This window comes from Nibricoccus aquaticus, from assembly GCF_002310495.1.
GTDB lineage: Bacteria > Verrucomicrobiota > Verrucomicrobiia > Opitutales > Opitutaceae > Nibricoccus > Nibricoccus aquaticus.
The window spans coordinates 2,867,563-2,879,088 of sequence record NZ_CP023344.1 but is presented as its reverse complement, the minus strand read 5'-3'; the positions used below and the strand labels follow the sequence as shown (position 1 = coordinate 2,879,088).

Annotated in this window: 8 protein-coding genes; 4 read left to right on the top strand and 4 right to left on the bottom strand. The window is 64.6% G+C overall.

Annotated elements, in window-relative coordinates; genetic code table 11:
- The first annotated feature begins 94 nt into the window (after positions 1 to 94).
- The 4 genes from CMV30_RS19885 (at position 95) to CMV30_RS11560 (ending at position 6,245) form a co-directional block, all read left to right on the top strand.
- Entirely contained in the window at positions 95 to 247 is a 153-nt protein-coding gene (locus tag CMV30_RS19885) for a hypothetical protein (protein WP_175414840.1), read from the top strand.
- Positions 248 to 340: 93 nt separating this feature from the next.
- Positions 341 to 1,246, top strand: a complete 906-nt coding sequence (locus CMV30_RS11570) for a c-type cytochrome (RefSeq protein ID WP_096056171.1) — start codon at positions 341 to 343, stop codon at positions 1,244 to 1,246.
- Between the two features lie 388 nt (positions 1,247 to 1,634).
- Complete coding sequence (locus tag CMV30_RS11565) at positions 1,635 to 3,674, top strand: beta-glucosidase (protein WP_096057737.1); 2,040 nt, start codon at positions 1,635 to 1,637, stop codon at positions 3,672 to 3,674.
- 201 nt (positions 3,675 to 3,875) lie between these two features.
- Positions 3,876 to 6,245, top strand: coding sequence for a hypothetical protein (locus CMV30_RS11560; RefSeq protein ID WP_096056170.1), 2,370 nt, complete (start codon positions 3,876 to 3,878; stop codon positions 6,243 to 6,245).
- Positions 6,246 to 6,390: 145 nt separating this feature from the next.
- Here CMV30_RS11560 and CMV30_RS11555 read toward each other — a convergent pair whose 3' ends face one another.
- Genes CMV30_RS11555 through CMV30_RS11540 form a run of 4 tightly spaced genes read right to left on the bottom strand, consistent with a single transcriptional unit; the run spans position 6,391 to position 11,301 of the window.
- Entirely contained in the window at positions 6,391 to 6,699 is a 309-nt protein-coding gene (locus tag CMV30_RS11555) for a type II toxin-antitoxin system RelE/ParE family toxin (protein ID WP_096056169.1), read from the bottom strand.
- Entirely contained in the window at positions 6,696 to 6,911 is a 216-nt protein-coding gene (locus tag CMV30_RS11550; RefSeq protein ID WP_096056168.1) for a hypothetical protein, read from the bottom strand. Before CMV30_RS11550 ends, CMV30_RS11555 begins: the two co-directional genes overlap by 4 nt.
- 50 nt (positions 6,912 to 6,961) lie before the next feature.
- Positions 6,962 to 9,691, bottom strand: a complete 2,730-nt coding sequence (locus CMV30_RS11545; protein ID WP_096056167.1) for a DEAD/DEAH box helicase — start codon at positions 9,689 to 9,691, stop codon at positions 6,962 to 6,964.
- Positions 9,688 to 11,301 (bottom strand): site-specific DNA-methyltransferase, encoded by a 1,614-nt coding sequence (locus tag CMV30_RS11540; RefSeq protein ID WP_096056166.1) that lies wholly within the window; start codon positions 11,299 to 11,301, stop codon positions 9,688 to 9,690. Before CMV30_RS11540 ends, CMV30_RS11545 begins: the two co-directional genes overlap by 4 nt.
- Positions 11,302 to 11,526: the final 225 nt, after the last annotated feature.

The window sequence follows — 11,526 nt, the reverse complement described above, 5'->3', positions numbered from 1 at the left end:
ATACCCCCGCCTGAAACACCTGCTAAGATCACCGTATATTCATCCGTAAGAAACCCGCACCCGGGATTCCTCCAACGCTCAAACTAATCCGCTCATGATCCCGCCCGCCTCCGCCCTCACGCACCACTTCACCCGCGCCTTCCCTGAACGCCCCTCCGACCTCAACGCCACCCAGATTTTCGGAGTCATCACCTGCGCCTTCCTGCTCTCCGCCATCGTCGCCGCCCTGATCGTCAGCCTCGCCTGAGATCACCGCCCGCCACGGACCGGCACTTATCCAAGTGCCGATCAGCACCGCCCACCCACGCCTGCGTCCTCCCTACTCGCTACTTTTCCAGCCATGTTCCGCCGCAAGTTCGTCAAAATCCCGCTCATCGTCCTCGCCGTCCTCATCGGCTTCCTCGCCCTCGCCGCCGGCGCCGTGTACGCGACGACCAACTACCGCCTCCGCCGGCTTCACACCGTCGAGGTCCGCCCCGTCGCCATTCCGACCGACGCCCCCACCATCGCCCGCGGCAAACACATCGTCACCACCCGCTCCTGCGCCGACTGCCACGGTGCTGACTTCGGCGGCGCCAAAGTCGTGGACGATCCCGCCGCCGGCAAACTCTACGGCCCCAACATCACCCGCGGTCGCGGCGGCCTCCCTGCCAGTTACTCCGATCAAGACTACGTCCGCGCCATCCGCCACGGCCTCGCGCAAGACGGCCGCGCCCTCATCCTCATGCCCTCGCTCGAGTACGCCGAGCTCAGCGACGAGGATCTCGGCGCCGCCATCGCCTACTTGAAAACCCTCCCCGCCGTCGACCGCGAGCGCGGCCCGCTTTCCCCCGGCCCCGTCATCCGCGCCCTCATGGTCGCCGGCCAGGTCCAGCTCGCCGCCGAAGAAATCGACCACGCCGCCCACCGCCCCGTCAGCGTCACCGAGTCGCCAACCGCCGAATACGGTAAATACCTCGCCACCTCCTGCACCGGCTGCCACGGGCCCAATCTCTCCGGCGGCCGCATCCCCGGCACTCCGCCCGACTGGCCCGCCACCTCCAATCTCACCCCGCACGCCTCCAGTCGCCTGAGCGGTTGGTCCGAGGAACAATTCATCGCCACACTCCGCACCCTCAAACGCCCCGACGGCACCACCCTCCACCCGATCATGCCCGCCGCCATCGGCCAAATGACCGACACCGAGCTCAAAGCCCTCTGGGCCTACCTCCGCAGCCTCCCCGCCGCCGAAACCGCCGCCCGATAAAAGCGCGTAACAACCCATCGCGCATCTCCATTTAATCTTCATTCACGGGCTTCTTCCCGAGCCCACACGCGGTCACACGATCGCAACCAAGGCGTACCCGGCTTCATCCCCGTGTACGCCTTAGTATTTTCCGGCCCCTACTCATCGCCGTCCTTGCAGGAATCGCCTCCCGCGAAGCCTCCGCCGCTCCCTTCGCAAGACACCTCCTCAACCGAAAGAGCCACCCCCGCATTGCCTCCGCCTGCGTCCGCCCCAACTACCAACTACAAACGACCAACTACCTCCGCCCCTCCGCCACTGGTCATTGTTCATTGGTCACTGGTCATTTGCCCCTGCCCCTGCCTCTCCGCTTTCACTCTTCACTTTTCACCCCTCACTCTTCTCCGCCATGCCCACCGAGCCCTCCTTCCGCCCGCCCGTTTCCTTCGAAGACGCCACCACCCGCGCCGACGCCCTGCTCGCGAAACTTTCCCTCGACGAAAAACACCAGCTCATCTCCGGTCACCGCGGCTTCTTCACCAAGGGCTTTCCCCACCACGGCATCCCCGAGCTCCTCATGTCCGACGCCTCCGGCGGCGTGAACCTCCGCCGCAACCTCGGCCTCCCGCTCGACCGCTCCGTCGCCTTCCCCGCGCCCATCGCCCTCGCCGCCACCTGGAATCCCGCGCTCGCCGCCCGCTACGCGCGCGCCATCGGCGAAGAATGCCGCGCCGCCAACGTCGCCATCCTTCTCGGCCCCGGCGTGAACATCTACCGCCACAGCCAGTGCGGCCGTAACTTCGAATACTTCGGCGAAGACCCGTTCCTCGCCGCGCAAATCACCGAGCGCTACGTCCTCGGCGTCCTCGAGACCGGCACCATTCCGACGCTAAAACACTTTCTCGCCAACAACACCGACCACCACCGCCGCACGTCCGACTCCGCCCTCGACGAGCGCACCATGCACGAGATCTACCTGCCCGCCTTCAAAGCCGGCATCGACGCCGGCGCCATGGCCGTCATGACCGCCTACAACCAGGTCAACGGCGAGTGGGCCGGCCAGAGCCGCGCCGTCATTGAAAAACTGCTACGCGAAACCCTCGGTTACCAATGGCTCGTCATGACCGACTGGTGGTCCGTCTTCGACGCCGAAAAAATCATCGCCTCCGGCCAGGACCTGGAAATGCCCGGCGAAAAATTCCTCCAGGCCGACACCCCGCGCCTCCTAAAAACCGGCCGCGTCACCGAAGCCCAGATCGACCGCTTGGTCCGCAGCATCCTCCGCACGCAGATCGCCATGGGCCTCCACGATCGCCCCGTCCACGAACCCTACTACGCCGAGCGTTTCCCCGAACACGAACAAGTCGCCCTCCAGACCGCCCGCGAAAGCATCGTCCTCCTCACCAACCGCGACGCCATCCTCCCGCTCCGCCGCGGCTCCGCGAAAAAAATCCTGCTCACCGGCCTCTTCACCGACACCCTCGCCCGCGGCGGCGGCTCCGCCGAAGTCGAAGGCTACAACCACGTCCAGCTCCGCGACGCCCTCACCGCCGTTTACGGCGACGCCCTCACCGTCCTCGAAAACCCGACCGACGCCGACCTCCGCTCCGCCGACGCCGTCTTCCTCAGCACCGGCACGCACGACAGCGAAGGCTGGGACCGCCCCTTCGCCCTGCCCGACGCCGAAGAGCAACGTATCCTCCGCGCCGTCTCGCTCAACCCGCGCACCATCGTCCTCGTTAACACCGGCTCCGGCATCCGCATGACCGCCTGGGCCGACCGCGCCGCAGCGATAGTCTACGCCTGGTACCCCGGCCAGAACGGCAACCGCGCCCTCGCCGAAATCCTCTGCGGCGACACTGCTCCCTCCGGCAAACTCCCCTTCACGATCGAACGCGAGTTCACCGACTCCCCCGGCGCCAACTACCTCCCGCCCGGCGAACAACTCTACACCGGCTGGGACCCCGACAACGACATGTCCCGCCCGATCAACCGTATCCCCTACACCGAAGGCATCCTCGTCGGCTACCGCTGGTACGAAGCGAAAAAAATCGCCCCCCTCTTCCCTTTCGGCCACGGCCTCACGTACACGACCTTCGAATACAGCCAGCTCTCTATCACGCCCGACAAACTCCGCCTCCCAGACGGCCGCATCAGCATCGAGTTCACCGTCACCAACACCGGCCCCGTCGCCGCCACTGAAGTCGCCCAGCTCTACCTCAGCGCCCTTTCCCCGTCCGTCCCGCGCGCATCCAAAGAACTCCGCGGCTTCACCCGCCTCACCTTGCAACCCGGCGAATCCCGCATCGCCCGCATCCGCCTCGTCCCAAAAGATTTCTCCTTCTGGGATGTCACGACGCACACCTGGAAAGCCGAACCCGGCCCTTACAAAATCCTCATCGGCGGCTCCTCCGCCCAAATCGCCCTCGAGTCCTCCGTTTCCCTGTAGGGCTCGCGCTCGCGCGACGCCTCCGACGTGAAACGCGCCCCTACCCTCGCGCGCCGCTCCGGGAGCGCCGGCCGCTGACCGGCTTCCGCCTCCATCAGACTACTCGCTACCCGCTACTCACTACTCGCTACTTCCCCAAAGGACGCTCCGCACAAAAATCCCTTGGCCCGCCGCCAACGCGTCCGATGATTTTGGGACAACATGCTCCCCCTCGTGCCCCGCCCCATCCACGTCGCCGCCAGCCTCTTAACCTCTCTCCTCGCCCTCGCCCTTTTCCCGCCATCCGCCCACGCCGCCTACCGCTTCGCCCCCGACCGCCCCCACGCGTATTCGGATGTCCCGGACGAAAACGGCCGCCTCTGGGCCCGCGACTTCGAAACCGCCACCCTCTTTCCCCTCGGCGAACAGCCCAAGGCCATCCCCCTCGAACGCGGCGACCGCCTCTGGTACTCCGCCCAGACCGGCAACGAAGGCTACGCCCGCACCCTCACGCTGACCGACACCCTCACCAGCCGCACCCATACCGTTAAACTCGCCGACCCCGAAACCTGGCTCCGCGCCATCCGCTCCGGCCGCTACCTCTACAAGAGCGTCACCGAGAAAAACGCCTCCGCCCTCGTCGAACTCGATCTCGACGACCCCGCACAAAAATCCACCCGCCTCCTCAAAGCCTTCGATCCCGCCAAAGCCTGGTTCTCCCCCGACTTCTCCGTCCTCATCCATCTCTGGAACGGCGAACTCCTCCACCTCGACCTCGCCACCCGCAAATCCACCCGTCTCCAAAAACTCACGACCGCCGACGCCGCCCGCCTCGTCCGCATCGACTTCATCGACCCCACCGGCCGCGGCTGGCTCGCCCGCTTCTCCCAGCCCGCCCCGCTCCCGCACCAGAAAATCTTCCGCAACATCCTCGGCGAAGCACGCGACCTCACCGCCCTCTACCCGCCCCACAGCACACAGATGGGCGCGCTCGACCACTTCGAAGTCCGCTACGACGGCTTCCGCAACCGCCTTATCACTTTCAATAAAGAACCCGCCGACCAGGTCCGCGTCACCGTCCTCGATCCCGCCGGCAAAAAGCCCGCCGAGGAACACATCTTCACCGCGAAACTCCCGCAGCGCTTCGACGTCCACTTCATGCCCGGCGGCGGCCTCATCCTCGTCAGCGACAAAGAACCTCCCGCCGATTACCGCCTCGCCCGCTTCCACGTCTTCGACCTCGTCGCGAAGGAAGTCCGCAGCGAATTCTTCCTCCCCACCGCCGCCGAGCACACCTTCGGCGACGCCACCTACCTCGGCGAAACCCTCGACGGCAAACGCCACGGCTACGGCCTCTGCACCTGGCCCGACGGCTCCTCCTACCGCGGCGACTGGTCCTCCGACCAGATGCACGGCGAAGGCACCTGGAAAAAAGGCGACGCCCTCGTCACCGGCGCCTGGGCCAAAGGCCAGGCCATCCTCGTTGCCAAGACCTACTCGCCCGCGCCCAACCTCCGCTTCGAATACACCGGCCCGCTCGACGCCCAGCTCCGCCCCCACGGCCGCGGCACCGCCCGCGTCCTCCTCGTCGATCCCCAAACCAAACTCGTCATCAACAACGGCTTCTTCGGCACCGTCGAAGGCTGGTTCGAAGCCGGCGAACTCCGCTTCGGCCTCGCCCTCCAGCACAAGATCCTCGCCGACTCCAAGACCCAGCTGCTCCCCGTTTACCTCGGCTTCTTCCAGGGCAACCGCGCCACCGGCATCGGCCGCGTCCCGGCCTCCGCCAAAGAATTCAGCCCCTGGATACAACCCTACGGCCAGTTCCAGCCCGGCGACGTCACCAAACCTTTCGCCCGCCGCGCCAACTCCGCGCCACCCGCCAACATCGAGGCCACCCTCGCCGCCACGACCTACGTCGATGTGATCGCCGACCTCGAAGCCCGCCTCGCCCCACTCCTCGAAAAAACCGCACAGGAAACCGCTCTCAGCAACGCCGTCTTCGAACGCCAGCGCCGCGAACGCGAAGCCGAGCAGGCCCGCCTCGCCGAGGAAGCCCGCCTCGCCAGCGAACGCGCCGCTGAGGAAGCCCTCCAGCGCGCCAAAGAAGCCGCCGCCTTCCAGGAAAAAATAGACGCCTACGACCGCAAAAGCTCCGGCCGCGCCACCAACGGCGCCCGCGTGAATCTCAACAGCCGCCAGCAACTCCAGTACTACCGCCGGGGCGATTTCGTCGCCTACGACGGCATGATCGTCCGTATCGAGTCCGACCCTACCTACGACGGCGTCATCCTCTCCAACGGAGCGGTCCTCCACGGCTCGCTCAAAGTCTGCAGCGCCACCGTGAAACCCGAACACTTCCGTTTCAACTGCCCCGAATGCGCAGGCCGTGCCTTCGTCGGCACGCCCACCACGCAAGTCGTCAAATCCTCCAGCCCCTACACGCGCACCTACACGTCCACGCTCGGCACCACCTGGCGCGAAACCGGCACCGAGACCACGACGACCACCGTCCGCTCCTACGCCCACGTCCGCTGCACCAAATGCAACGGCTCCGGCAAAACCACCGAACTCCGCACCCTCCACTACTGACCTCCGCCCCCGTCGGCCCACCTCCTAGCCGGGAGCGCCGGCCGCTGGCTGGCTTCAGAAACCCCCGAGGTGGAACGCGCACTCCCGAGCGCGCTGAACGACATCGCTAACCCGCCTCACCAAATACTCCTCATCCCCACCGGGCTCACACCCGTGCCCGCCAATGCCGGTCCGCCCGTGTCGCGTGTAACACGGCCGCCACAACGACCACGCGCTCCTCGTCGAAAACCTCATAAACGATACGATACGGAAATCTCTTCGGGTAACGCCATCTGACATTCTTCGCCTGATCGCGCCTGCTGTTCAGCAGTGGGTTTTCCGCGAGTTCATCCCACACCGTGATCACCTCCTCGACAAACATCGCGCCCAATCCCTTGTGCCGCTCCTCATACCACCCCGCCGCCTCCGCCACATCGCCCTCGACCTCCGGACGCAACACCACCCGCCAGCTCATGGCGCAAAGCGCCCGCGTAATTTTTCCTTCATCGCGTCCAGTGCGACTGAAGACGCCGGATCGTTCCGATGCCCGGTGAGACGCCGCTCGACCAGTGCCGACTCCTCTACCGAAAGAGGCGCATCGTCCAACTCCACCGCCATCCGGATAAGCAGCTGCCTCTGCTCCAGCGTCAAAGCCGGCAACTCAGCCAGCACATCGTTAAAACTCATGGCCAAAACCTATCCCCGCCCAATCCCTACGCAAGCCCGCCTCTGACAGCTCAGCTCATTCCGACCTTCCGTCTGATTTCAGCCAGCCCGCCGCTCGTCGGCATCACGAACAAACAGCGGCCATCGCTCCGTGATTCCCAGATCGCACCGACTGATGCCTTCTCCTTCGCCTCGTCGGCTGTCGCCAGATGCGCGCCTTTGTATTCCACCGCCAGTACACGTCCGTCGGTGAGCAGGCAGACAAAGTCCGGATAAAAATTCGCCGTCGAACGCCTCAACCAGAACGGGCCTTTACGACTTAAGTTTCGCACCCACGTCTTCACCTCGGGCAAGCCATCGAGATAAACGGCGCACTCAAACTCCTCGCCCGTGTTGTGGAGCTCGCCGGGCGCGGGCGCGTAATAGTGCTTCTTGAATTTATGCCCGCCATCGTAGCTCCAACTCGGCTCGTAGCGCGTCGCCGCGAAGTCCAGTGAGACTTCCACGCTTACCGTCAGCTCCGATTCCGGCAACAGCAGCGCCTGAAACGCCGCCAGCCGCTCCGCCTCGCGATGCTGGCGGATACGCTGTGCAAGCGCCTCGGCCAGGCGATGGCGGTCGAGTACCAACGGACCGATGTCCGTCAGACCCCGTGCGGTCACAAGGCCGTTGAGCGCCTTGCGGAGAAACAACGCCGACTCGACGCCGATGATCTCCCGCCGCTCCTCCGGGTCGCGGAAGAGGTTTCGGTCGAGCCACACGACGAGTTGCTCGAAGCTCCATTCGCTACCGCCGTTCAGCGCCAGCACCTGCTGATGGAGCCGGCTCACGAAGTCCGTCTCCACGCTGTCTTCTTCAACCCCTTCAGTCCTCTCCGTGCGCACGCGACCGCTCTCCTTTTCCACGTCGACCAGACCGAGTTCGCCAACCGCGCGCTTCGCAGGGTAGAGCGCCTCCGAGAGCGTCGCGTCTCGTTCGCTCAATTTCCACGGACGCTCCAGCAGATGCGTCGCCTCGAACGGTTCCAACAGTTCGCCTTGCCGGATCGCCAGCAGCGGTACCACGAAGGGCAATCGCACCTGCAGCGGCCCAGTCGCGTGCGCCGCGAGGCTCCCGCCCGCGCCCCACGCTGCCGCGGCTTCGCCGACTTCGTCCAGCGCCGCCGTGACCTGCGCCTGCATCGCCGGCGCTTTCACGCACGAGAGCGCCCACGCCCGTTCGGTATCGTTGAGCGGCGCACTCACGGTCAACGTGCCGGCCTTAACATCGAAGGAAACTTTGCCGATCAATGCCGGCGCGTGCGTCGCGACCAGCGTCTTGTCGAAATCATCCGGATGAACCGCCACGACGACTGGCGCCACCGCCAGCGGCAAGACCCCGCCGTCGGCGCCCGAGAGGATGATCCGCTCCGCCTCAGCGCCCGTGAAGCCGTGCAGCTCCAGCGCGCCCTTAAGCTCGCCGAGCACCTCGGCCAGCGTCGGCGATACCGAGAACACATACGCCTCGTTCAGCGCCGGCTCGGTCTTGAAGCTCGCCTTGGGCAAACGCAGCACGCGGCCGACGATCTGCTCGATCGCCGTCGCCGAGCGCGTCTCTTGCAGGCTGCACAACACATACGCAAACGGGCAGTCCCAGCCCTCGCGCAGCTTCTGCACGGTGAGGATGTAGCGCACGGGGCAATCTACCGCCGCGAGATCCTTCACGTCCTTCAGTTCGTCGATCTTGCCGGTGCAAATTTTGATCTCGGCGTCGGCGATGCCGTGTTCGTCCACGAGGTGCTTCTTCAGCTCCTGCGTGTGCTCGACGTCGCGTCCTTGAATGAGCGCGATGGGTCGCAGATACTCGCGCGAAGTCTGCGCCTCGCGGGCGGCGATGCCTTCGAGCGATTGGCGCAACGTGAGTGCGTCCGTGAGCAGCCGCGCCCACTCGCCCGCCGGGCGCGTCACCACACGGATGGGCAGTTTGATCATCGCTGCCGCCTTCAACTCCGCCGCCGACACGCGGTGCAGCACATTCGACGGCGCTTTCTCGCGGTCGGGCGTCGCCGTGAATTCGAGGATGCACGAGGGCTGGAGCTTGCCGAGCGTGGCGAACGAGAGCGGCGTGCGCACGTTGTGCGCTTCATCCACAATCACGATGGGCCGACGCAGGCGGAGCACGTTTTCCAGCGAACGCGCCGGCTTTCCGTCGGGACCTTTTTCGAGATCGCCCACCCGGTCTGGCGGCACCGCGCGGAAATGGTCGTCGAGCGCTCCATTGATCGGGTCGTAAACCTTGCGGCCCGTCGTGTCGTCCACGCGAAAGCCTTGGATCGTCGCCACAATCACGACGGTCGCGCCGTCAAGCGTGCCGGGGGTCACGCGCAGCGCTTCCTCGATGGTCAACACCTCCACTGCACCCACGCCCGGGCTCGCAGCACCGTCGCCGCGCTCCAACGCGTGGCGATACGGGTGCCGCGGATTTTTCAGCGCCGCGAGCGTCTGCTCCAGGATGGGATTGCTCGGCACGAACCACAGCACGACCGCGCGCTCGGCCCGCTGATAATCCTTCACCGCCGAGCCGATGGCGTGGGCCGCGAGCAGCGTCTTGCCGCCGCCCGTGGGCACGCGCAGGCACACGTAGGGCATCACGCCCGCGAGACCCGGAATCTGCACCGGGATGTAGGGCACCGCCTTCGCCGCATTGGCCGCGACGATTTTTTCGAACGGATTCCGCGGATCGCCCGTGCGCGCCACCTCGCGCAGGTAATCGCGCAACGTGCCGAGGATGCGGGTCTGATAGCCTTTGAGCGCGAGGTTCATGTGGTGGCGATTTCGTAGGGCGTCTGGCGAAACGTGATTTGCTCGCCGCGCAGTCGCTCTTCGCCGAGCAGGCAGCCGTAGGCGTAAATCACCTTCGGGCCCGCGTGGGGCGGCAGCTTCGCGAGAACGGCGCGCGTGAGCACATTGCCACCGCTCGCCGAATGATCGCCGAGGATGCCGTTGAACAGCAGATAAACGCCGGTGCCCCGATGCACGCCCACCAGCGGCGTGTTGGGCACGCGCTCGCGCGGCAACGGCTCGCCCGTCTCCGTAAAATACACGTGCCGTGCAAGCTGGGCGAAGCGCACATCGGGATTGATCACACCAGCGGCAGAAAACAGCGGCGCATCGAGCCGACAGTATCGGAATCCGCCGCCGAGACCGGCCACGGTTTCGCCCTTGGCGTTCGTATAGCCCCTCGCCACCCGCCTCACTCGTTCTGAGGCAATCTCTGCGGCCACCTTCGGCTCCATTTCGATTCCGACAAATCGACGTGGAGTCGTCTCCGAGGATTCACGATTGAGTTTCAGAATGGCGTGCGCCGTTGAGCCGGACCCCAAAAATGAATCCATAACGAGTTCACCTGGATTGGTCGCAATCCTAAGGACGCGTTCGAGCAATCTGGTGGGCTTGGGAGTGTCGAACGGAATTTCCGCATCCAAGATCGCCTGGATTTCCTTTTTTGATTCATCGGTGTGGCCGACCTCTTCGTGTGGCCACCAAGTCCACGGGACCATGCCCTCAACCTCGCTGAGGTAGCGAATCACGTTTGGTTGTGAGTTTCCTTTTTTCCCAAACCAGATCCTACCATCCGCACGGAGCTTCTTGAAGGTGGCCTCCGCCAAGCCCCAACACCGGCCTTTTGACGGACGAAAGGCTTTTCCTGAAGGCGCAATGATTTCGTAGAACTGCTCAGCAGTAGCGTGCCCAGCTTGGGCAGTCATCGGAATCCCACGCCAGCGGCCCTTCGGGTCATTGTTGGGATTTCTGTATACCTTCGCCTGCGGGCCGGTAATCGGAATGCGATTTCGATCAGCCTTAAATTTTTTGGGATCCATCGCATAAACCAGCAGATATTCGTGCACGTCTCCGATGGCCTCGCGGTTTTCGCGCGAATAGCGCTTCTGCCAGACGTTGCAGGCGACGAAGCGTTCGCGGCCAAAAACCTCGTCCATGAGCATGCGCAGCAGGGAGATTTCCGAATCGTCCATGCTCACCCAAATGGACCCGTCCTCCCGCAAAAACTGTTTCAGCAGCTGGAGCCGCGGCAGCATCATGCAGAGCCATTTGTCGTGTCGGGAAAGATCCTCGGCCTCCTTGCCGACGGTCTCGCCGAGCCATTTCTGAATGAGCGGGCTGTTGACGGCATCGTTATAAACCCAGCCCTCGTTACCGGTGTTGTAGGGCGGGTCGATGTAGATGCACTTCACCTGCCCGGCGTAGTAAGGCAGCAGAGCCTTAAGCGCGTGGAGATTGTCGCCCTCGACAAGGAGGTTGCCGGAGCCGGGGTCGCCGCAGCCGAGTTCCGGCACATTGCGCAGCAGGCGATAGGGAACCTCGCGGTGGTGATTTACGACGGCGTCTTTGCCGATCCAATTAAGCGTGGGCACGGCGCATCAATCGCGGTTGGATGTGACCGCCTCGCGAAACTGCACGAGAACGTCGGAGATCGTATGCTGGACCATGAAGAGAAGGCCCTTCGCGCGTCTGCCTTTGGCCCCTTCTGAAGCGAAGTGGACAAACGAAAGCAGGCTCACGCAGGGAAGTCGCAGGCTTTGCACCACCGACAAAGGGGTGTCGAGTCTTCACTACCGGTAGAGGGGTTCATGACTTGC